Here is a 22,633-nt window from a genome sequence, read left to right as displayed (position 1 = left end):
CCCCGCCAGCCCGGTGCGTCAGTCACCGAGCGGCTGCGTGTCGTCCGCATCGCGATGCGTGACGAGCTGGTATTTGATGCGTCGCATGTTCTCCAGCGCCGCCTCGCCGCAACGGCCGGCGAGCTCCGTGGCCAGGATGTCCATCATCGCCAGCAGCGCATAGCGCGAGGCGGTGGGCTTGAGGACCAGCTCCGTTTCGGGAATGTCCACCGCCAGAACGACGTCCACGGCCTGCGCCAGTGGCGAGCCCGGGCGGGTGATCGCCACCGTCTTCGCGCCGTAGGTACGGGCGATCTCCACCATGCGCAGACTCTCCGGGTAGCGTCCGGAGGTGGAGATGGTGAGCAGGACGTCGTCCGCTACCAGCGTGGCGGCAATCATCTGCTGGAGCTGGGTATCGCTGCAGGCGTTGACGTTCAGCCCCAACCGGAAGAGGCGATTCTCGCCTTCCCGGGCGACGATGCTGGAGCCGCCCCCGCCGCCGAATATGGCCACCCGCCGGGCCGTGGCGATCCAGTCCGCCGCCTGCGTGAGGGCTGCCTCGTCGACCTGGGCCGAGAGCCGTTCCAGCGCCTCGTGGGCGGCACCGATCACCGAAGTCACCGCCTTGAGCGGCGCTGGCGTCGCGTCGGGTTGCGCCCCCAGGTAACGACTGCCGACGGCGGTCGCCTGGGCAAGACGCAGCTTGAAGTCACGCAGTCCCTCGCAGCCGAGCCGCCGGCAGAACCGGGTGATGGTGGGGGTGCTCGTGCCCGTGCGCTCGGCAAGCTCGGTGGTGGTCGACTGCACCGCCCACGACATGTCCGCGAGGATCGCCTCGGCGATACGGCGCTCGGACTTGCTCATGGACGACAGACGATCACGCATGAGCGAGACAATGTCCTGTGTCTCCGTGGCTGTGCCGGTGGTGGCCACAATTGAACCTCCCTGCAGCGGGCGACGCCACACCCGACGGCGTCAGGCCGGGTCGCGATAGGCGATGAGATCGATCTCCACCTTGCCGTCGACCATCAGTGCCGACTGCACTGTCGAGCGCGCCGGGGGCCGCCCCTCGAAGTACTCTTTGAACACCCGGTTGAAGCCGGAGAAATCCCGCGGGTCGTCCAGCCAGGCGTTGACCTTGACCACATCGTCCAGCGTATAGCCGGCCTCGTCGAGCACGGCCTGAAGGTTGGCGAAAGTCTGCCGGGTTTGCACCTCGATGCCACCGGGCACGATTTCACCGTCGCGCATCGGGGTCTGACCCGATACGTAGAGAAAACCGCCCGCCTCCGTGGCACGCGCGAAGGGCATCGTCTGACCGCCGACACCAGTAACCGGGCCCGCATAGCGCTTGATACTCATGGGTCTGACTCCTCTGCTCGCCAGGTAAAGAAGATTTTCTTCATATTCGCTCTTGACGATGCCCAAAAGCTAGCACAACATCCCTTAAAGTGAAAATTATCTTCACGACAGGTTCGGGAGGAGTCCATGCACAGACTGCAAGATGCCGCCTCGTGGCTGGCATCCCGGCTCGACCGGGCGAACCGCCTGGCGGTGGGCGTGCTGATGGCGGTATTGATCGTCGACGTCTGGGTGGGCGTCCTCGACCGCTATCTCCTGCACTGGCAGATCAACTGGGTGGAGGAGGCGGCCCGCTACTTCATGATCTGGGCGATTCTGCTGGCCGTGCCGAGCTGCACCGTCAACCGCCAGCACATCCACCTGGAGCTGGTGGTGGGCGCCATGCCACGGCCGGTGCGCATCGCGTTCGCGCGCGTCACGGAAATCACCACCTTCGCCTTCTTTGCCTACCTGGCGATCGCGGGTCAGGGCTTCGTGGCAGACGGGCTGGAACAGTTCTCCGGGTTGTTCGGCATGCCCATGGCCATTCCCTACGCGGCCATTCCCGTCGCCTTCGGGCTCGCCGCCGTGCAGACGCTGCTCGCGTTCATCGCTCACTTCCATCGTGACCCTCACGACCCACAAACCGTCGAGGAGCTCGAGGCATGACCGTCGCGATCGTACTGCTGGCGCTGCTCGTCATCGGCGCACCCATCGGCGTGGCTCTGGGCGTGGCCGGCCTGGTCGGACTCTATGCCGTCGGCGGCTCCAGCTTCACCGAGCTCGCCCCGGGCAAGGTCTTCAACGGCCTGAACATCTTTCCCTTTCTGGCCATGCCGCTGTTCATCCTCGCCGGCGAGATCATGAACCACACCGGCATCACCAGCCGGGTCGTCGCCTTCGCCCAGGGCCTGGTCGGCCACCTGCGCGGCGGTCTGGCCCATACCAACATGGTGGCATCCGTGTTCTTCGCCGGCATCACCGGGGCCGCCACCGCCGATGCCGCGGCGTTCGGCCGTACCCTGGTGCCCGCGATGGTGAAGGAAGGCTACGCGCGGCCCTATGCCTGCGCGGTCACCGCCGCGGGCTCCATCATCGGCCCGACGATCCCGCCCTCGGGCCTGATGGTGCTCTACGGATCGCTCATGGGCGTATCCATCGGCGGACTGTTCGCCACCGGCGTCCTGCCCGGCATTCTGATCTGCGCGGTGTGCATGGCGATCATCGCCGCCGGCGGTCGGGTGAAGGGCCTGCCCAAGCACGAGCGCCGGCGCTCGCTGCGCGAGCTCGGGCGGCTTTTCCGCAGCTCGCTGCTGGCCCTGGTCATGCCGGTGCTCATCCTCGGCACCATCCTCTTCGGCATCGCCACGCCCACCGAGGCCGCCGCGATCGCCGTGGCGTACGCCATCGTCATCGGCGCGTTCGTCTACCGTGCGCTGTCGCTGCGGGCACTGTTCGCGATGCTGGTGCGCACCGCCCAGATCTCCGGGGTGATCTACCTGATCATCGGCGCGGCAGCGATCCTCGGCTGGTGGCTGAGCTTCGAGCGCATCCCCCAGGCGCTCGCCACCGCGGTCATGGGCTTCTCCCAGAGCCCGGACGTGGTGCTGCTGCTGATCATCGGCCTGCTGCTGGTGGTGGGGATGGTGATGGACATCAACGCCATGCTCATCATTCTGGCGCCGGTGCTGGTGCCGCTCACCCAGCAGATCGGCATGGATCCGCTGCACGCGGGCATCGTGTTCGTGCTCGCGCTCAATATCTCGCTCATGACCCCACCCATCGGCGCGTGCCTGTTCGTGCTCTCGTCGGTGACCGCCGAGCGCGTCGGCCGTATCGCCTACGAGCTCATGCCCTTTCTGATCGGCGAGATGCTGTTGCTCTTGCTGATCGCCTACTCCCCGGCCTTCACCCTCTGGGTGCCGCGCTGGCTGGGATTCTGACGACAGACGGAGGAGAAACCATGCGACGTCTCTGCAAACACCTGGTGAGCGCCGCCCTGGTGGGCGCCGTGGGCCTCGCCGCCCCGCTCGCGAGCCACGCGGCGCAGGCCATGCGCTTCGCGCACGACAACAAGACCGACATGACCGAAAACCCGGCGCACGCCTTTACCGGCGTGTTCGCCAACCTGGTGGAAGCCTCGACCAACGGTGAGGTGACCGTCGAAGTCTTCCCCAACAACCAGCTCGGCAGCGCCAAGGAACACATCCAGATGGTGCGCGACGGCGTCATCCAGGGCACCCTCGCCTCGGTGGGGGCTTTGACGAGTTACTATCCGCGCATCGGCGTGCTCAATCTGCCCTTCGCTTTCAACGATATCTCCGCCACCTACGAGGTCTTCGACGGCGAGTTCGGCAAGGCGCTGGCCGCCGACATCGAGCGCGAGCTCGGTGACGTGAAGGTGCTCGGCTTCCCGGATACCGGCGGCTTCTTTTCCATCACCAATTCGGTGCGCCCCATCGAGACCCTGGAGGATTTCGAGGGCATCCGCATCCGCACGATGACGCTGCCCGCTCACCAGAAGCTCATCCAGGCGCTCGGCGGCGAGGCCTACCCGCTGTCCTGGGGCGAGGTGTACTCGGCGCTGCAGACCGGGGCAATCGACGGCCAGATGAACCCGATCCCCACGGTGTCATTCGCCAAGTTCGACGAGGTGCAGAGCTACCTCACCCTCACCAACCACCTCTTCTCGCCTTACACGCTGCTCATCAACCGCGAGTACTACGAGAGCCTCACCGAGACCCAGCAGAACATGCTGCGGGCCGCCGCACGCTCGGGCATCGCTGCCTCCCGCGGACTCTCGCGCATCATCGAGGCGTCCGAGGACCGCGGCCTGGCCGGACTTGCGGAGAAGATGGAGGTGAACGCCCTCTCGCCGGAAACCCGCGAGCGCTTTCGCGAAGTCGCGCAGCCGGCGGTGCGCGGGTACCTGGAGAAGAACCTCGACGACAAGGGTCGCGAGCTGCTGCAGCTCTTCGTCGAGAAGACCCGGGCGGCCAACGCCGATCACTACCTCCAGTAACGCAACCCCGCCTCCCGGACCCCGGGTCCGGGAGGCCCGGCAGGAGCATTCATGAAGGCCTTCGTCGCATCCATTGCCACGGAAACGAACACGTTCTCGCCCGTCTACACGGACATGAGCTCGTTCAAGGCGAGCCTCTACGCCCCCCCCGGCGAGCACCCGGAAACGCCCACACTGTGCAGCGCGCCGTTCATCGCCTGCCGCCGGCGCTTCGCGGAGCTGGGCTGGGAGCTAGTGGAAGGCACGGCCGCCTGGGCGGAACCCGGCGGACTGGTCAATCGTGCCACCTACGAAGGGCTGCGTGACGAGGTGCTCGGCCAGCTTCGTGCGGCGATGCCGGTGGACGGTGTGATTCTGGGGCTGCACGGTGCGATGGTCGCCGACGGCTACGATGACTGCGAGGGGGATCTGCTCGCCCGCGTTCGCGAGATCGTCGGTCCCGGGATAACGGTCGCTGCGGAGTTCGACCCGCACAGCCACCTCACGCAGAAGCGCCTCGACAACGCCGATCTGCTTATCGCCTTCAAGGAGTTTCCGCACACGGACTTCGTCGAGCGCGCCGACGAGCTCGTCGAGCTCGCTGTCCAACACATGCGCGGCGAGATCCGCCCGGAACGCTCGGCCTTCGACTGCCGCATGATCGAGGTCCTGCCCACCAGCATCGACCCCATGCGCTCGTTCCTGGAGCGTGTACGCCGCATCGAGGCCGAGGATCCGGCCGTGCTGTCGATATCGCTGATTCACGGCTTCATGGCCGGTGACGTCCCGGACATGGGCACCCGAGTGCTCGTGATCACCGACGGCGCCCGGGAACACGGCGACCGCCTCGCGCGGGAGCTCGGCATGGAGCTGTTCTCCTTCCGCGGTCGCGCGCGCCCCCCCTACCTGCCCCCGGAGGAGGCCGTGGACCGCGCCCTGGCGAGCGACCACCGCCCGGTCGTACTCGCCGACGTGTGGGACAACCCCGGCGGCGGCGTTGCCGGCGACGCGACGCTGATTCTGCGCGAGCTCACCGCCCGGGGCGCCACCGATGTCGCGGTCGGCACGATCTGGGATCCCGTCGCCGTACAGCTCTGTCGTGCCGCCGGGGAAGGCGCCCATATCCGCCTGCGCTTCGGCGGCAAGACCGACGAGAAGGCCGGCTGCCCCTACGATGCGTGGGTGACCGTCAAGCGCGTGGTGCCGGACGCCCATCAGAGCTTCGGCGACAGCCGCGTGCCCCTCGGCGACGCGGTGTGGGTCAACCTCGACGAGGGCATCGACGTCATCCTGAACACCGTGCGCTCCCAGTCCTTCTCCCCGGATCTCTTCAGTAACCTCGGTATCGATCCGCGCGACCGGCACATCCTGGTGATCAAGTCCACCAATCATTTCTACGAAGCCTTCGCCGCCATCAGCGACGAGATTCTTTACGTGGACGCCGGCGCCCCGTACCCGAGCGACCCGCGCACCACGAACTACCGCAAGCTCCGCCGGCCCATCTGGCCGATCGTCGAGCACCCTCACGGCGAGACACGTTGATCGCAGCAAGAAGCAGGTTTCAAGTACCGGGTTGCGAAGCGCTGGCCGACAAATCCCGGTCAACGAGCTGTCGGCTACCGGAAGTAGTCGACCTCTGTATCGGCGCGAGCTGGAAGGTAAGTCGGCCGCTCTCGGCAGCCGACATCTCTGCGACGGGATGTCGGCCAGCGCTGCGCGCTCGCCGACCTACGGCAACTGAAAATCGGGTAGATCGGCTGCACTCGGCAGCCGACACCTCTGCGTCCGGCACGTCGGTCAGCGCTTCGTGCTCGCCGACGGCGACTGGAGGAAGACGAAGAGCGGCAAGAAGAAGACGACGAGTAGCCAGCCCCCGCCTCGCCGGCCGCGGCGATGTCGGCTGCCAAGAGCAGCCGATCTACCCGGTTAGACGCGCTGAAAGACGGCAAGTCGCAAGTTCTCAAGTATCGGGTTGCGAACCGCCACGACGCGGCCACACCACCGGGGCCGCGAAGGCATCTAACGCGGTTGCCGGGAGCGGTAGCGGGCGTTGCGGACTTGATGAACATGCGCATGGCACATGGTGCGTGCCGGGCCCTAGGCACTGACAGGCTCGAACGGTCCGTCGAGAACACATCGAGGCGAAGAGGAGAACACCATGCCCCCGGTCGCTTTCACCCTGGGCGAACCACTGCTGCGGCTGAGCCCGCCCGGGTACGATCTGCTGGAGGCCGCCTCTGCACTAGACGTTCACGTCGGTGGTGCGGAGGCCAACGTCGCCGTCGGGCTCGCCCGGTTGGGTACACCCACCGCACTGCTGGCCCGACTGCCGGACAACCCGCTGGGGGCGATGGCGCGCGGCGAGCTGCGCCGGGCCGGGGTGGACATCGACCATACCACCCTACAGCCCGGCGGCCGGATGGGGCTGTACTTTCACGAGGACGGCCCCGCCCCCCGCGGCGCCCGGGTGGTCTACGACCGCGCTCACTCAGCCATGGCAACGGTGGCCCCCGGAGATCTCGCACTCGAGTCACTGCAAGCACCAACGACACGGCTGCTCCACACCACCGGCATCACCCTCGGCATCGGCGCGGGCGCCCGCACGCTCGCCCTGGAGGGCATGACCACTGCCCGCGACGCCGGCGCCTGTGTCAGCTTTGACGTCAACCATCGCGCCAGCCTGTGGGACGCGGCCACCGCCCGGCCCCACTACGAGGCCGCGATGCAGCGCGCGGACATAGTCATCGTCGCCGAGCGCGACCTGGCGGGTATCTGGCCCGCGCTACAGGATCCCGCCCTCCTCCGCCGCCAATGCGGTTGTTCCGTGCTGGTGGTCACCCGCGGCGGCAACGGCGCCATGGCCGTCACGACTGACGGCCGGACTGTTTACCAACCGTCGATTCCCGTCACTCAGGCCGCCGGGCGCATCGGCCGCGGCGATGCGTTCGCCGCCGGATTCCTGCACGCCTGGCTGACGACAACGGAGATCCCAACGGCGCTCGCCTGGGGCTGCGCCGCCGCAGCGCTCAAGTACACCCTCCCCGGCGACCTGCCGATGTTCGACGCCGCGGCTGTGGCAACGCTCGCCGCCACAGGGGGTAACGACGACATCGCGCGCTGACCGCTGTATCCACTCGGGCAACGGCCATCGCCCGCCTGCCCTGCACCAGCGGGCAGGCTACCTGCCTGGGCACGACGCGGCTCATCCGCCACAACCGCGTCCCCGCGTCCGCACACTCGACAGAGACCCTGGTAGGTGCGATGGTCGAAACGGTCATGGCCTGCGCCGCCAATACGCCCCCAAGGAAACGCCGGAAACGGGAGTCCGAACGCATGAGCTACCTCTTGGAAACGATCGGGATGGATTTCCTGCTCACGGCCGTGGTGGTCGTTCTGGTGCCGGGCACGGGGGTGATCTACACGCTATCCAACGGCCTGTTCCGCGGCTCCCGGGCCAGTGTTGCGGCGGCGTTCGGCTGCACCATGGGCATCGTGCCCCACCTGCTCGCCAGCGTTCTGGGGCTGGCTGCCGTTCTGCACACGAGCGCGCTGGCCTACCAGATTCTCAAAGTCGCCGGTGTGGCCTATCTGCTCTATATGGCCTGGAACATGTGGCGGGAGACAGGCTCGCTGTCGCTCGGCGCCCCGGAAACACTGGAGACGAACGGCGGCTCGGATGCCTCAGACAATCGCCGACTGGGCGCGGTAGCGATCCGCGGCACGCTCATCAACATCCTCAACCCGAAGCTGTCGGTATTCTTCCTTGCCTTTCTGCCGCAGTTCATTCCCGCGTCCGCGGCGGACGAGCTCATACGCATGGGCGTGCTGAGCGCGGTGTTCATGGCACTGACGTTCGCGATCTTCGTGGCGTACGGCATGGCCGCAACCCTGGTCCGCGACTACGTGCTCGACTCCGCCCGGGTGACACGTTGGACGCAGCGGGTTTTCGCCGGCGCATTCGCGGCATTCGCCGCCAAGCTCGCCGTCACGGACCGCTGAGCCGCCGCACGATTGCGCGGCTTCAACGCCGGGACGACATTTCGCACGATACGCGGCGCCAACCACGCGCAGTGCGGAGGACACCATGGACGATTTGCCCCATCTCGAAGCCATCAGCGCCATCACACTCTTCACGGCCGACATGTCCCGCGCCGTGCGTTTTTATGAAGCATTGGGCTTTCGGCTGCGTTACGGTGGCGAGCGCAGCGAGTTCACCAGCTTCCATGTCGGCCCCGGGTATCTGAACCTGATGAACGGCGCTCCCCCCGAGCGCCCGTGGGGCCGCGCCATCCTCTACGTCTCGGACGTGGACGGAATGCACCAACGCGCTGTCGCCGCCGGGCTAGGACCGGAGACCGACCCCACCGACGCCCCCTGGGGAGAGCGTTACTTTCACCTGCGCGACCCGGACGGCCACGAGCTGAGCTTCGCCCGCCCCCTGGATCGCTGACCCATCGCCGGAATCCGTCAGCGAGCCGTGTCCACCAGGCGGGCGCGGGATTCCTCGTCGAGGTCGAGGCTTTCGCCATCGTCGGGAATGTACAGGCGCGAGGCCACGACCGCCGCCTGCGCGGCGACCGCGAGCCCCTCGCGGGTCACCGGGCAGTGGCTCAGCGCCTCCAGGTGGTTCGCGATCACGATCCCGGTGGACAGACGTGCCAGCTCGATGACGTCATCGATGCCCATGATGATCTCGTGGCCGACGTCGAAACGCGCGCCGCCGGCCGGGACAACGCAGACCCCGGGCTGATGGGCGGCAACGAACCCACGGACCGCGGGCGTGAGAATCGTATCGCCGCTGAGGTAGAGACTCGGCTCCCCTGGCATCTCCAACAGATACCCCACGCCGTGTTCCATCAGCCGCCCTACCAGCCCCGTGCCGTGGGTGCAGGGAACCGTTCGGATGGTGCCCCCCCATAGGGGCACCGGTTGTTCATGGCCGCGAGGCAGCGGCTGGACGTTCAAACCCCGCTGCGCCAGGTACGAGGCATCGTGAGGCGTGCAGATCACGGGCGTTCCCGTCTCCCTCAACCAGCGCTTCGCGGCACGATCGAGATGGTCGAAATGCCCTTTCTGACAATGCGTTATCAGACAGTGTGTAACCGTCGCGAGAACGGCGTCCGTACGGTCGGGCAGTTCTACCAGTGGATTGCGGCGCCGTTCACCGGTCACGCGCAGCGGCGGCAGCGATTGCTTTCCCGCGAGCATTGGATCCACCAGCACCCGGTTTCCCCCGAATTCCACGATGATGGTCGCATTGCGCAGTTGTCGGATTTTCATTCGGATACCTTGGGTGTGGCACAGCTACTAACCCGGTCATGCCTCAGCGCGTTCGTATGCGTTGCCGGGAAGGCGCACCTGTCAACGCCTGTAGTCGGACACGTGACCGGCTCGCCAATTGTGCCCGCGCCCGGGCGCGACTAGGATGGCAAACACTGCCGATATTTGTTCAATATCCGCCATGCCGAGTCCGATGCGCATTGGCCTGCTCCTGTATCCGGGCTGCATGCCCGCGGGGCTGTTCGCCTTCGCCGACCTGCTTCACGCGACCAATCGCCGTGTTGGCGCCCGACTGTTCGAAACCCGCTACGTCGGACTCGAGCCGGGCACCGTGACCTGTGCCCACGCGGTGCCATTGGAAATCTCGTCCACGCTGGAAGCCGCCGACACCGACGCCGTGCTGGTACCGGGGTTCTGGGCGGAATCGGCATCGCAGGTCGCCGAAACGGTGGCGGAAAATGCCGGACTGATCGAGGCGCTGGCCTCTCGCACCGGTGGTGGTGCGTTGTGGAGTTATTGCACCGGCGTCTGCCTGCTCGCCGCTAGCGGACGTCTGGACGGACGGACCGCTACCGTCACGTGGTGGCTGGCGGACGCCATGCTCCGCGACCATCCGACGGTGGACTGGCGAACCGAGCGGGACTGCGTATTTGACGCTGAATCCGCCACTGCCTCGGGCGTACACGGCTACCTGCCCATCGGGCGCACGGTCATCGAGCGACGGGTCAATCCGACGGTCTTTCACGACCTCATCAACCTGATGGTATTGCCCCGCCCGGTACAGCCACACAGCGCTTTCCGGGCCATGAGCATCATCGAGCAACCCCACGGACTGCTGCGCCAGCTCCACGCGGTCGTCGAAGGGCTCGCGGCGGAGCGGGTGACAGTCCAACGCCTCGCTGCCGCGCTTGGCACGTCCACACGCACACTGGCACGGCGGGTGAGCGACGAGACCGGGCTGACGCCCGCGGACTACGCCCGCCGCGTCAAGCTGAACCAGGTCAGCGAACGCCTCATTCTCACTACCAAACCCGTAACCACGATCAGCGCCGAGTTGGGATTCAGCAGCGAATCCAACCTCACTCGCGCATTCAAACGCGTGACCGGCCTGACGCCGCTGGCCTATCGCCAGACATTCGGGCGAACCTGACACAGGGGGGAATCGGTGCTCTCGCGCCGCCCCGGTGCGCGGTCAGGGCCCCATGTCATATCGTGAAATCCGGATAGTGCCGGCACACCTGGCGGGCGAAATAGTCGAAGGTGGCGTTCACGATGGCGGGTTTGAGCAGATAGTCATGGGCCTCACGCGCCAGTTCGGCAGGCACTGGCCGCACGGGGCCCGCCGATGCCGCACGAAGCTGCATGCGCGCCGCGCGCTCCATGTAGACGGCCAGGTACGCCGCTTCCTGGATGCTTTGCCCTGCCACCAGCAACCCGTGGTGGGCGAGGAGAATGGAACGCCGCCCTTCCAGCGCTCCCGCGATGAGCTCGCCCTCCCGATCCGCCACGGGCACCCCGGGCCACTCCCGCAGAAAGGCGCAGTCCTCGAAGAACGGCGTCGCGTCCATGTGCGCGACGACCAGGGGCTCTTCGAGCATGGACAACGCCGAGATGTAGGGTGGGTGCGTGTGGATGATGGCACCGACATCCGGCCGGGCGCGATAGACCCACAGGTGGAAGCGGGTGGCGGGGTTCGCCATGCCCTCTCCCTGCATGGTGTTCAGGTCGTCGTCGACGAGCACGAAATCCTGCGGCTGCGCCTCGTCGAACCCCAGGCCGAAGCGTAGCGTCCAGTAGCGCTCGGACGCGTCCGCCCGGCTGGTGATCTGTCCGGCCAGGCCGGCTTCGTGCCCTTCCATGCCCATTAGCCGGCATGTCACCGCCAGCGCCTCGCACGGATGGTAGTCGCGCTGGCGAAGATGGTGGCTCATCTCCCGGTCGCTGCGCTCCAGGAAATATTGCTTGTCGCGCCCGGATGTCATCACCGCCCTCCGCTTAGCCAACGCCACGTTATCGCCCACCCGGCAGCGTAGGTGGCGAGTCCGCTGGAAGGTAGGCTCTGGCGCAATGCCAGCTATTGGCAACCGGCGAGCCCGGCGGACCGGGTGCAGATGAGATCCTCGACCAAACGCGTGAGGGGAGTGCTCGCGGTATTGCGACGCCGTATCACGACCACCCGCCGCCGGGGCACGGGCACCGCCAGCTCGCTGCGAACGAGTCCCTGTGCTTCGACCATGGTGTGCGGCAGGCTATCGGGCAGGACGGCGGCACCGACTCCGGCGCGAACAAGCTGGAGCATGGCGTCCATTGTCTCCACCTCGGCAACGATATTCAGCCGGTCACTGTAGTGGTGGTCCAGCAACCGCCGCAGGGCATAGCCGGCGGGGAAGGCAAGCAACCGCACGCGCTCGTCCACCTCCGCACCGGCGGACGAAGGAAACGCATCAGCCTCGCGATGAACCAGGGCCATGCGCTCCTCGAACAACGCCATCGATTCCACATCGGCGCTGGCCACGGCCGCATCGTAGACCAGCCCCAGGTCCACCCGGCCGCGCTCCACGAGCTCGACGATCTCCGTGGACCCACGGCAGAGTACCTGAAACCCCGCTTCCGGGCGCTGCTCGCAGAACTCCCCCAGCACGGGGGCCAGGAAGTAGGCATTGAGCGTGTGGGCGCTCGCCACGCGCACGGTGCCGCGGATCACCCCCTCACCGCGGCTGACTTCGCCCACCGCGCTATCGATGGCGCCGTAGGCGGCACCGACACGCTGGCGCAGCCGCGCGCCCGCCGCCGTGAGGATCACACCTCGTCCGTGGCGTTCGAACAGGGCAACGCCCAGGCTTTGCTCGAGCTGGCGGACGTACTGGCTCACCGTCGGCTGGGACAACCCCACCACTTCCGCGCCGTCAGTGACCGAACGCGCGTCGGCGACGGCCAGGAAGGCTCGGAGCCAGACGTCCATGGGCTGGGCAGCGCGTTCCGTGCTCATGCCTGAACTCCACGACCCGGTGGCGAACGACGCCACCGGTGCAAGCGAATGCCGGTGCTACGATTCCGGCCGGTAGCCGATCTCGATCCGCGTTTCGCCGGAGAGGCGGTAGACGCTGACGTGCTCGTGCACGTACAGCTCCTCCAAATCCGGCCCACCTGTCTCTACGGGCACGCCCTTGACGAAAGTCACGTTCTCCTCGGAGGACCGATGTTGTTCGAAGCCATCCAGCCGGTCTTCATAGAACGCCACGACGTCAGCCACCGAATCCGGGGTCGTCATCATGGCCATCGATACCGCCGCATCGCCCAGACGCTTGCCGTTCGGCTTGAAATTGCTCATGTCGCGGTGGTGGGCAGTCATCTTATGGTTCGGATAAACGGGTAAGGTCACCTCGTCTTCGGTACCTTCCGCCATCCGGGCAAACTGTTCGGCAACCTTGTCGGCCTTCTCCATCGCCTCCTTGCGCGCCTCTTCCGGCGAGCGCGGGGTACGCTCCTTCGACTCGGCGCTGGCCTGACAGGCATTCAATTCAGCCTTGGATACGCCAAGTTCCTCCCGCATGTTGCGGCTGACGCAGTCGCTGAACGCCTCCGAGGGGCCCTTCGTGCTGAGTAGTTCCCCGCATGCCGAGATGGTGGCTTCCGCCGCCCGTGGGCATTGTGATGGATCGACGTCGAGGCACTGGGAGACCTGGTCGGTGGCGCAGGAATCCTCGAGCTGCCCCCTCATCATCTCGAGGGCCTGCTCCTTGTCCATTGCCTGAGCGTGCCCGACGGCAAGGACGCAGGACAGCAGAACGGACGGAATACCGATTGTGCGCATGGTGACAACGCTCCTTGTCCGGATTGTGGTGGGCAACGCCGGGAGGCCGGGCTGTAACGGCGGGTGCGAGCCATCCCTGCGTCGCGAAACATGTGCCCGTGGCGGGCAACGTCGAGCCCGACATTATCCAGTGTGGGTGCACCGCGGCAACACCGGCGTCACCATGCCCGGTGTCGTTGGCGGCAACCAGCAGCCCCAATAGCCGAACCGGACGGTCTGCGTCCCTGTCGTGCGACAACGACAGCGGTGGCCACGCCAATCCGTCCGCCCACCGATACCCCCCGAGGGCGTTGGCGTATCGGTGTCATGATAGCCGCCGCGGTCTCGGCGGGCTGCTCCATCAGGGCGCCGAAGCGGTCGGTGCTATACGGACACCGCGTCCTGGGCATCGAACAGTCCGGCCGTTCCGGGCGCATCACAGGTGGGCGGCGTCACGACGACATCCCGCACGCCCACGGCGGCGAGGCGATACCATCGCCCCGCCGCACTTCCCTCAGGCGGCCATGCACGCCGAACCGATCTGCTCGATATGCCGGTGATCCGTCCCGCAGCACCCGCCGACCACGTTGATCCAGGGTAGACGCTGGCGCAACTCGCGGTACTGGCTGCCGAGCTCTTCGGGATCGCCGTCATCCAGATCATCTGCCGCATCGAGCTCCTCGTGGCTGAGCCTGGAGGCATTCGCGCGAATGCCGCGCAGCCGTCGCGTCCAGTCACCGCCGTCGAGCACGCCGGCGAAATGCGTCGGGTGCGCGCAATTGATCATGAAGTACGCCGGCCCCTCGCCGGTGGCAGCATCCACCGCCTCGACGGCTTCCTTCAGCGGCTGTCCGGTGGGCAGACGCCCGTCGGTCTCCAGCGTGAAGGAGATCGCCACCGGCATGCCGGCGTCGATCGCCGCCCGGGTGACACCGATGGCCTCGTTGACATTGGTCATCGTTATCGCGGTGACCATGTCCGCCTCGGTGGTGGCGAAGGTGTCGATCTGACTCGCGTGGTACCCCCGGGCCTGCTCCGCGCTCATCGCCGTGCCCGGGTCATAGCCATCTCCGCGTGGGCCGAGACATCCGCTGATCACCATTGGCGTGCGTTCGGTCTCGAGCTCCCCGCGCAATGCCGCAAGCAAGGCGATGGCGTCACGATTGGCCTCGGCGAGCTGCGCCGCGGTGTAACCGAGCCGTTGCCCCCAATCCGCGCTCGCCCGCCACGTGGCACTCTCCAGGATGAAGCCGGCCCCCTGCGTCAGCGCGATACCGGCGTGCCGGCGGAAGTACGCTTCGAGGACCGCGCGCCCGTGGCTATCGCGCAGGCGGTGGAATGCCGCGAAGTCCGGCAGCTCCAGGCCGTCGTGGAAGATGAGCGTGGTCTCGATGCCGCCGTCGGTGAGGAAAAGGCCGCCTCGGAGCTGGGGCAAATCGTGTCTATACTTCGTCATAGTCGCGTCCTCCTCGTCGGTATGCCACTAACGTTGGTGGCGTCTCATGGAGAAGGGCGTGGGGCCGGTCCTCACGATGTGAGGCGGCGGAACGCGGAACGGGCAGGAAGGCGTGGCGGATGACGAGCCATGCTCCGATCATCGCGGTTTTGCCTCCCAAGGCGGCGACGCTGGACGAACGCGACAGCCTCATCGCCCAGGGTCTGCTGGAGGACGTGTGCGCGGCGCTCACGCGCTTCCCGGAGCTGCAGGTCGTGTCATGGGCATCGTCAGCGGATCTGGCGCCACTGCCCGATGCCGATGTCGGCGCCCGGCTCGGTGCGAGCCATTTGCTGAGAAGCCACGCGGACCGTGCCGGCGATCGCCTGCGCGTGACCGCGGTGCTGGTGGACAGCGCCACCGGCAGGCAACTTTGGAACGAGGCGCTGGAAACCCCGACGGATAGCGTGCTCGATATCCGCCAGGAGCTCGTCGCCCGCGTCGCCGCGACGCTGAATGCCCGCCTCGAGCAGTCGCTGCTTGCCGCCGTGTACCGGAAGTCGCCGGAAGCACTGGCCGCCTACGAGCAGGTTCTGCGTGGGCTCGCACTTCTGCGCGAAGGGTCACCGAGCGCCGACGCGGCCGCGCGGGAATGCTTCCGGCAGGCACTGGCGCAGGAACCGAATTACCCACGCGCGTACGCCGGACTGTCGCTGTCCTACTTCAACGAGTGGAGCTGCCAGTTCTGGGGGCAATTCCGTGAGAACGGCCGACTCGCCTACGGCTATGCCCACAAGGCGCTGGATCTGGACGACGCCGACGCCATGCTCCATGTCGTCGTGGGCCGCGTTCACCTCTATCACCGCCGCTTCGAGCAAGCCGCCTGGTACCTGGACCGTGCGCTCGCGCTGTGCCCCAACGATGCCGAGAACCTGATCCAGCTCTCCATGTGCCAGGTGTTTCTCGGCCACGCCGAGACGGGTAAGGAGCTGGCCGAGCGGGCCATGCGCCTGAATCCGTACCATCCGAACTATTACTATGCCTACGCGGCCTTTCCCTATCTCCTGACCCGCGATTTCGAAATGGCCCTGCAGGTGGGCGCTCGCGCGAGTGGCGCTCCCATCGTCGACGTTCCCGCATTCACGGCCATTGCCTACGCCTTCCTCGGGCGAATGGCCGAAGCCCGTGACGCGCTGGAGAGTTACCACGCGGCGTTTAGAGAACGCATTACATTCGGCCGCGAGCCGTCGCCGGGAGAGGCCCTCCAGTGGCTACTGGAAGTGAATCCGTTCCGCCAGGAAGACGACGTGGCGCTCATTCACGAAGGATTCCGCCTGCTCGGCGAAACCAACACGACGTCGCCGGACCGTGCCGGCAGCGATCGATGCGAACGAGCCCGGCTTGCACGGCACGGCGGCGGCTGGACCGCGGCATTCGCCGGCCGCACTGCCCTGCTGCCCGACCTCAAGGGCGTGCACGACATCCAGCGTCTATTGCAATCCCCCGGCGAGGACATCCATTGCCTGGATCTGGCCGGACGCGGCGCCGAGCTGGATACCGGCGCGGCCATACTCGACGAGCGGGCGCGCCACGAAATCCGCTCCCGCATACGTGCGCTCCAGGAAGAGCTGGCGGACGCCGAGCACCAACAGGACATCGGGCGTGCGGAGCAGGCCCGCGAAGAGCTGGACCGATTGGTGGAGGCTCTGTCGGCCGCGCTCGGCCTGCGCGGCCGCACACGACGTCTCGGCAATCTCAGCGAACGGGCGCGCACCACCGTCACCTGGCGCATCCGCCATGCGGTCAGCAGGATTCAGACGGTGCACTACCCGCTGGGCAGGCACCTGCGCAACAGCATCCGCACCGGCACCTTCTGCACCTACCGGCCCGAGCGTCCCGTGCAGTGGCATTTCTCGTACAACGGTGTCGGACAGGACATTCCGGCACGGGCCTCCAGCCACTACTAATCCTCTCAGAGGTATTGTCATGTGTCAGAGCGCCAGAGCGGTTCGGAGGCAAGGCGCGCAGTGACGCTGAGACCTGGCAATACTTTCGAAAAGGTTAGTATGTTGCCCGGCCACACCACGCGCCTCGCGCCATCGGCGCACAGTCCGGCTGACGCATGACAATAGCTTTGAGAAAATTAGTAACGTTCCGATTCTTCAGACTCGAACGCAGCCGCTTCGCGCTCCAGCCAGTCGATGAACCGAACAGCCACTGCCGGCGGGCTGCCCGAACTCGGAGTGATCAGGCTGTAGCCAAAAGGGGACGGGAACACGTACCGGTTCCCGAACGGGCGAATGAGTACGCCGCTTCGGATCCGGTCTTCCGCCACCACACGTCCGACCAGAGCCACGCCGTGCCCGGCAATGGCCTGCTCCAGCGCGTGACTGAAAAGCGAATACTGCTGCTGGACCGGCGCGGGAACTTCGGGTGCCCCGGCATGGTCGAGCCACTCCCGCCATGTGGGAATCGCAGGTTCAGCGCACACGACGTGGAGCAACCGATAATCGACGAGATCGCCAGGTTCACGCAGCGGCGGCCCCTTTTCCAGCAGTGACGGCGCGCAAACCGGGAACATGGGGTCCGACAAGAGCAGACTGTCGTTCACACCCGGCCACGGGCCTCGACCATAGCGGATCGCCAACCGCCCGTGCGCCTCCCCCCATTCCGGCTGGGCAAAACTCTGACTGGCATCCAGTGCGACCTCGGCATTACCGGCGTCGAACGCCGGCAGACGCGGCAGGAGCCAGTGCTGCACGAATGACGGTGGCGCGCTAATCGACAGCCCGGCCGTGGGCGTGCGTTGCGCCTCGAAATACGCATCCGCCAACCGCTGCAGGCTGGCGCCCGCGTTGTCCGCCAGACGCCGGCCGGCATCGTTGAGGCGCACACCATGCGCGCGGCGTTCGAACAGCGTGACGCCAAGCTGCGATTCCAACTGCTTTACCTGCCGGCTCACCGCCCCCGCCGTCACGTGCAGTTCGGCGGCGGCCAGCTTGAAGCTCTCATGGCGTGCCGCGACCACGAAGGCACGCAACGCGTTCAAAGGCAACCGGCCAAGCATGAGATGAGTTTTCCTGAGCCTTGCATAACCATTAAATCGTTCGTCGCCCCGTGAACACAGTGCTAGCCTCGCTTCGCATCCGCAATGGTCCTGGCTGATGGGAGACCCGGGGATGAGCACACAGCATGTCGCAAATACGCCGGCAAGTCGACGTGGCTTGGACGGCCGTGCCACCGGGTTGATGACGTTGTTCTGCGTTGCCCTGGGCCTTCAGCAAGTGGCAATCAAGGCGGTCGCCGGCGACGTACCTCCCCTTGTGCAGATTGCACTACGCTCAGCCATCGCCGCTATCCTCGTATGGGCACTCGCGCATTCCCGCGGCCAGGCAATATTCGAACGCTCCCGGCTCGGCCCCGGGGCACTTGTGGGATTGGGCTTCACCTTCGAGTTCGTATTCGTAGCGCTGGGGCTCAACTACACGCTCGCGTCCCACATGGTGGTATTCCTGTACACGGCGCCGGTGTTCGCCGCCCTCGGCCTCCACTTTCTGGTTCCCGGCGAACAGCTCGCGCCGCGTCACTGGATCGCCGTGGCACTGGCATTCGCCGGAATGGTCATCGCCATCGCCCCCAACTCGACGGATGATGACAACGCCCTGTACATCGTGGCTGGCGATGCCCTGGGCGTCCTTGCGGGGATAAGCTGGGCGGCGACTACCCTCGCCGTACGCACCACCCGACTGTCCGAGGCACCGGCACTGCAGACGCTGTTCTATCAACTGCTCACCGCAGCGGCACTGCTTCTACCGATCACCTGGCTCGTTGGCGATCTCGGCGCCGCGCGGGCCACACCGGAGGCAATCGCGAGCCTGGGCTTTCAGACCCTGATCGTTTCGTTCGCGGCTCTGCTGCTGTGGTTCGCCCTTCTCCGACGCTATCTGGCCTCCCGCCTCGGGATCCTATCGTTTCTCTCACCCCTGTTCGGAGTCGCCTTCGGCGCGTTACTGCTGGGCGAGCCGATCAGCCTGAACTTCATGGTTGGCGGCGCAGCCATTCTCGCTGGGATCGTCTGGATCAACCTCTAGTGTCCTGAATCATAACGTCGTTGCATTCCTGATCAGCCGCACGTCATTGCTGGGCGTTGGCGAAATGGTTTTCGCAATGAATTAACATCGTCCTTCTCGAGAAAAGCCAACGCAGAGAGGAGACGCGCACATGTCAATGGTTACCTGGAACATGGACGATAGAACGGATTCAACCGAGATAAAATGGGTTGAAAACGCCCAGCAACTCGTCAACGAATTCGGTTACGTCTGCCTGCAGGTAGCGGGGGGCCGGCGTGGGGCGAGGCCACGTCAGGCGATCACAACGGCGCACACGGCCACTGAGGCCCGGCAACACCCTTTCCGGGCCCATTGCACGCCAGCGCCCGTATGGGTGTTTGAATCCGCCGCTGATAGCCACCCCACGCACAGACGTCGGACTCGTGTCCGCACAGGTTCGGCGCTGGCTTCGGACAAGATGGGCGATGGATGCCTCCCATTGTCGATTGACAGCATGCGGACGCAAACGGGATTGCGGGCTATATTATTGCGAATTTTACCCGTAAAAAATAATAGGTTATGACCCCTTGTCGACCGATGCCTTTCGGCTGTGTTGACAAGACAAACATGGCCGTGTCTATTAATGAACCGGGATTGCTCGACAGAACAATTCCCAACAAGAAACACATCCAACATGGAAGGGGAATAAACTTATGGCGAGCCTGGTTCGCGCCCGCAACACCAGTGCCATACTCGGTGTTTTTCTTCTCGGCGCCTACAGCCAATGCGGCTTCACCAGCGACGGCGGATTGCTGGTTTCCCAGTCGCCGGACCGCTCGAATCCGACCGCTCTGGCGCAGGCCACACTGGATCCGGGCGGTGACTACTACATCTTCTACGATGCACCGGCGTCGGATATCGGCCGCGTCACCTTCCACATCAACGGCGAGCGTTATCACCGCGAGTACATGGTGCCCTATGATATGGAAGGCGGCCCGGTGAAAGCCGCCCGTGCCCAGGATATGGGCGCATTCGTCGAGGGCCGGAACGTGGTCGGGGTCTCGGTGGACGGCGAGGCGGCGGCACAGGCGGCATTCACCGTCGGCGACTCGGGGCCGGACACTACGCCCGAGCCCTTCGATTTCCAGGACGTAGCGGACGTCCAGCCGGGCGTGCTCGTGGCCTCGGCGCCCATTACCGTGACCGGTATCGACGCGGCCGCACCAATCAGCATCGTCGGTGGCGAGTATTCCATCGACGGCGGGGCATTCACGTCGGCCGACGGCACCGTCGGCAACGGCAGCAGCGTGACCGTGCGTACCACCGCCGCGGATTGCGGGGAACCACCGGTGACGGCCGTACTGATGGTCGGCGGCGTATCCGCCAGCTTCAACGTCACCACGATCGCCGATGACGGCGGTGCCCGGGACGCCAGCGAGGTCCTGTTCGAGGAAGACTTCGACGATCAGCCCGACTGGACCAGCGCCATGCACAGTACGGACCGGGTGCAGACGACCGGCACACACATCGTGCCCGAAGGCTGGTATTCCATCCGGCAGGATCCCACCTGGTCACCATCGATGGGCCATTCCGACCGGCATGAGACCATCGAGATCCTCGCCCGCAACAGCGACAAGACCCGCACGGGCACCGGCAAGAGCTACGTGAGCTGGCGCGACAGCATCGAGGATCCCCAATGGTACTGGGCCTCGGAGAGCATGCTGTCGAAGTACTTCCCGGAAGGTCACGACGAGCTCTTCGTCCGCTTCTGGATCCGCTTCGATCCCGACTGGACGCCGTTGGGCGATACCGGAATGAGCAAGCTCTTCCGCATCTCGGCCTGGGACGAGGACAAGGGCAACATCTACAAGGCGTTCGGTGACGGCCCCAACGGCCCGATCATGTTGTGGGACTACTACGCGGATTCATACGGTGCCCGCAACAAGCTGGCATTGCGCGGTCACCCGACCAGCGAGCATTACCTGATGACGGATCCGAAGCCCATCAATCTGCCCCGGCGGTTCGGCAATGGTAGTGCGTCGCTGAACTTCGACAGCAACATTCGTGACTTGAACGGCGACGGCGTTGAAGACAACGAGGTCGACAGCCTGTTCAACCTGGTCACGGGGGAACCGGTATCAGGCATTGTCTCCCACGACGAGCTATGGGGTGACAAATGGCACAAGATCGAGTTTCACGTGAAGATGAATTCCGGCCCCGGCGTATTCGACGGCGTGCTGGAACAGTGGATCGACGACCAGCTCGTCTTCCGGAACACCGAGATGCCCTGGCGCGGGTACGACAGTACCGGCGAGGTGAAATGGAACGTGGTCCACATTGGCGGTAACGACCATTTCCACGCGTACTCGGACCAGGAACGCCGCGAGGAGTGGTACGCGATCGATGACATCCTGATCGCCACCAAGCCGCCGGAGAAGGACGCTGACGGAGTCTGCGTCCGATAGCGTCTCTCACCTGCGGTTGCCCGGCGCGTTGCCGGGCAACCGCTCTGGATCACGACATTCGCTTCGACAACGCCCGCGACCCAACGCTCCGGCGGCAGCTCTCCATCCGTCGCTTGTGCGCCCGATGTACTCACCTTTTCGAACGTATTGTCAGGTCTCAGTGGCCGTGCTACCGATATGCCATTCCACAAGTGACGAAGTGTACTCGCCCGTGCCATCTCCCAATCAAACACTCATAACACCTGCGGTAATGGCTGCCGGACGGACGATCGTCCCGAGTGCCGAGTATGCCCGCCACATCTCGGGCACCGTCACGCTCGATAGCCGCGGTAGCGGCTGGCGCGGTCTTCGGATGCTGTGGCACACGCAGGCCACGGACGTGCAGACGATGGAGCGCCCTACCACCGGGGCCCATCAACTCGTCATGTTCTGTGCGGGTGAAGAGTGTGGAACGTACAGCTACGAAAATCGCCCATGGGAGCCATATCGCAAACGCCGGCACGAGTGGTTCATTGCACCCGCGTACGAGAACCACATCCGCTGGCGGCTCGACGCGCAGACTGCGCAACGCGAACCGGCGACCATCTGTCGCATACATCTCTGCCCGGCAACCCTCGAAGAGGCCGCCCAAGAATACGCCGGAAGACGCACACCCGCGTTTTCACTGCCCCACCGCATGGGCGTTAACGATACGCTGATGACGAGCCTGGCCTACGAGCTGAGAAAGGAGCTCCTGGAACACACGCCCACCAGCGTGAGTTACGGCTCGATGGCCGCTTCCATGCTGGCGGCGCATCTGCTGCGCCGCTACTGCTCGCTGCCGCGCGAGCTGCCCGACGACCGGGGGAAGTTGAAAGCCGACGCCAAGCAGCGTGTGCAGGACTATGTCGAGGCGCAGCTGGCAGAACCCATCACTCTGGCGGACATGGCCGAGGTGGCTTGCATGAGCAAGTACCACTTCGCGCGCGTGTTCAAGAACACCTTCGAGCAAACGCCACACCAGTTCCTCGTGGCGTGCCGCCTCTCGAAGGCGCGCCAGCTGCTCAAAACGAGCGACCTGGCGATAAGCCGTGTCGCCGAAACCACCGGCTTCGGAACGACCGGCACCATGAGCCGCGCGTTCCGAAGCCACCTGGGCCTATTACCCTCAACCTACAGGAAGCGCCACCGGGTCACCCGCTAACCAGGACACCGGACCACGCGCGGCGCCCCCGAGTTCCACAGTTTGAGGCGATTCGCGGCATTTCTGAGCCTGTAACCGATTGATTTTCCTTTGGTGTATGGGCC

Annotated in this window: 20 protein-coding genes; 12 read left to right on the top strand and 8 right to left on the bottom strand. The window is 65.6% G+C overall.

The genetic code is table 11. The features are described 5' to 3' along the window. Positions 1–18: 18 nt before the first annotated feature. Entirely contained in the window at positions 19–915 is an 897-nt protein-coding gene (locus ACPEES_RS11170; protein WP_435103564.1) for a MurR/RpiR family transcriptional regulator, read from the bottom strand. A 42-nt stretch (positions 916–957) separates the two neighbouring features. After that, positions 958–1,344, bottom strand: a complete 387-nt coding sequence (locus ACPEES_RS11165) for a RidA family protein (protein ID WP_435103563.1) — start codon at positions 1,342–1,344, stop codon at positions 958–960. Positions 1,345–1,470: 126 nt separating this feature from the next. On the opposite strand from ACPEES_RS11165, the gene ACPEES_RS11160 reads away from it, so the two are divergent. From ACPEES_RS11160 to ACPEES_RS11130, 7 genes are all read left to right on the top strand, one after another. Beyond that, on the top strand, positions 1,471–1,992 hold the full coding sequence (locus tag ACPEES_RS11160) for a TRAP transporter small permease (RefSeq protein WP_435103562.1): 522 nt from the start codon (positions 1,471–1,473) through the stop codon (positions 1,990–1,992). Next, positions 1,989–3,266: a TRAP transporter large permease gene (locus tag ACPEES_RS11155; RefSeq protein ID WP_435103561.1), complete on the top strand. Its 1,278-nt coding sequence runs from the start codon at positions 1,989–1,991 to the stop codon at positions 3,264–3,266. Before ACPEES_RS11160 ends, ACPEES_RS11155 begins: the two co-directional genes overlap by 4 nt. Before the next feature lie 20 nt (positions 3,267–3,286). Then, positions 3,287–4,345, top strand: a complete 1,059-nt coding sequence (locus ACPEES_RS11150) for a TRAP transporter substrate-binding protein (RefSeq protein WP_435103560.1) — start codon at positions 3,287–3,289, stop codon at positions 4,343–4,345. Positions 4,346–4,396: 51 nt separating this feature from the next. Further along, on the top strand, positions 4,397–5,866 hold the full coding sequence (locus tag ACPEES_RS11145) for a M81 family metallopeptidase (RefSeq protein ID WP_435103559.1): 1,470 nt from the start codon (positions 4,397–4,399) through the stop codon (positions 5,864–5,866). Positions 5,867–6,482: 616 nt separating this feature from the next. After that, positions 6,483–7,445: a sugar kinase gene (locus ACPEES_RS11140; RefSeq protein ID WP_435103558.1), complete on the top strand. Its 963-nt coding sequence runs from the start codon at positions 6,483–6,485 to the stop codon at positions 7,443–7,445. Positions 7,446–7,657: 212 nt separating this feature from the next. Beyond that, positions 7,658–8,323, top strand: a complete 666-nt coding sequence (locus tag ACPEES_RS11135) for a LysE family translocator (protein WP_435103557.1) — start codon at positions 7,658–7,660, stop codon at positions 8,321–8,323. An 85-nt stretch (positions 8,324–8,408) separates the two neighbouring features. Continuing rightward, positions 8,409–8,774 (top strand): VOC family protein, encoded by a 366-nt coding sequence (locus ACPEES_RS11130; RefSeq protein ID WP_435103556.1) that lies wholly within the window; start codon positions 8,409–8,411, stop codon positions 8,772–8,774. Positions 8,775–8,791: 17 nt separating this feature from the next. Here ACPEES_RS11130 and ACPEES_RS11125 read toward each other — a convergent pair whose 3' ends face one another. After that, positions 8,792–9,604, bottom strand: coding sequence for an MBL fold metallo-hydrolase (locus ACPEES_RS11125; RefSeq protein ID WP_435103555.1), 813 nt, complete (start codon positions 9,602–9,604; stop codon positions 8,792–8,794). Between the two features lie 193 nt (positions 9,605–9,797). Between ACPEES_RS11125 and ACPEES_RS11120 the strand changes: the two genes are divergently transcribed. After that, the gene (locus ACPEES_RS11120) at positions 9,798–10,754 is read left to right on the top strand and encodes a GlxA family transcriptional regulator (protein ID WP_435103554.1); all 957 of its coding nucleotides are present in this window, start codon (positions 9,798–9,800) and stop codon (positions 10,752–10,754) included. A 55-nt stretch (positions 10,755–10,809) separates the two neighbouring features. Here ACPEES_RS11120 and ACPEES_RS11115 read toward each other — a convergent pair whose 3' ends face one another. The 4 genes from ACPEES_RS11115 to ACPEES_RS11100 all read right to left on the bottom strand — a co-directional run bounded on the left by ACPEES_RS11115 (position 10,810) and on the right by ACPEES_RS11100 (position 14,853). Continuing rightward, on the bottom strand, positions 10,810–11,586 hold the full coding sequence (locus ACPEES_RS11115; protein ID WP_435103553.1) for an aldolase: 777 nt from the start codon (positions 11,584–11,586) through the stop codon (positions 10,810–10,812). A 92-nt stretch (positions 11,587–11,678) separates the two neighbouring features. Then, positions 11,679–12,593 carry a LysR family transcriptional regulator gene (locus tag ACPEES_RS11110; RefSeq protein ID WP_435103552.1) on the bottom strand — a complete coding sequence of 305 codons (915 nt, stop codon included), beginning with the start codon at positions 12,591–12,593 and terminating at the stop codon, positions 11,679–11,681. A 57-nt stretch (positions 12,594–12,650) separates the two neighbouring features. Then, positions 12,651–13,418 carry a hypothetical protein gene (locus ACPEES_RS11105; protein WP_435103551.1) on the bottom strand — a complete coding sequence of 256 codons (768 nt, stop codon included), beginning with the start codon at positions 13,416–13,418 and terminating at the stop codon, positions 12,651–12,653. A 493-nt stretch (positions 13,419–13,911) separates the two neighbouring features. After that, positions 13,912–14,853 (bottom strand): homocysteine S-methyltransferase family protein, encoded by a 942-nt coding sequence (locus tag ACPEES_RS11100; RefSeq protein WP_435103550.1) that lies wholly within the window; start codon positions 14,851–14,853, stop codon positions 13,912–13,914. A 119-nt stretch (positions 14,854–14,972) separates the two neighbouring features. On the opposite strand from ACPEES_RS11100, the gene ACPEES_RS11095 reads away from it, so the two are divergent. Continuing rightward, complete coding sequence (locus tag ACPEES_RS11095; RefSeq protein WP_435103549.1) at positions 14,973–16,799, top strand: hypothetical protein; 1,827 nt, start codon at positions 14,973–14,975, stop codon at positions 16,797–16,799. A gap of 176 nt (positions 16,800–16,975) precedes the next feature. Here ACPEES_RS11095 and ACPEES_RS11090 read toward each other — a convergent pair whose 3' ends face one another. Beyond that, on the bottom strand, positions 16,976–17,899 hold the full coding sequence (locus ACPEES_RS11090) for a LysR substrate-binding domain-containing protein (RefSeq protein ID WP_435103548.1): 924 nt from the start codon (positions 17,897–17,899) through the stop codon (positions 16,976–16,978). A gap of 112 nt (positions 17,900–18,011) precedes the next feature. Between ACPEES_RS11090 and ACPEES_RS11085 the strand changes: the two genes are divergently transcribed. The 3 genes from ACPEES_RS11085 to ACPEES_RS11075 all read left to right on the top strand — a co-directional run bounded on the left by ACPEES_RS11085 (position 18,012) and on the right by ACPEES_RS11075 (position 22,529). Then, positions 18,012–18,923 carry a DMT family transporter gene (locus ACPEES_RS11085; RefSeq protein WP_435103547.1) on the top strand — a complete coding sequence of 304 codons (912 nt, stop codon included), beginning with the start codon at positions 18,012–18,014 and terminating at the stop codon, positions 18,921–18,923. A 671-nt stretch (positions 18,924–19,594) separates the two neighbouring features. Further along, positions 19,595–21,346 (top strand): hypothetical protein, encoded by a 1,752-nt coding sequence (locus tag ACPEES_RS11080; protein WP_435103546.1) that lies wholly within the window; start codon positions 19,595–19,597, stop codon positions 21,344–21,346. Between the two features lie 388 nt (positions 21,347–21,734). Continuing rightward, positions 21,735–22,529 carry a helix-turn-helix domain-containing protein gene (locus tag ACPEES_RS11075; RefSeq protein ID WP_435103624.1) on the top strand — a complete coding sequence of 265 codons (795 nt, stop codon included), beginning with the start codon at positions 21,735–21,737 and terminating at the stop codon, positions 22,527–22,529. Positions 22,530–22,633: the final 104 nt, after the last annotated feature.

Source organism: Arhodomonas sp. AD133, assembly GCF_051195215.1.
GTDB lineage: Bacteria > Pseudomonadota > Gammaproteobacteria > Nitrococcales > Nitrococcaceae > Arhodomonas.
Note: the sequence above shows the minus strand (reverse complement) of the source record. Positions and strands in the feature narration are given on the sequence as shown.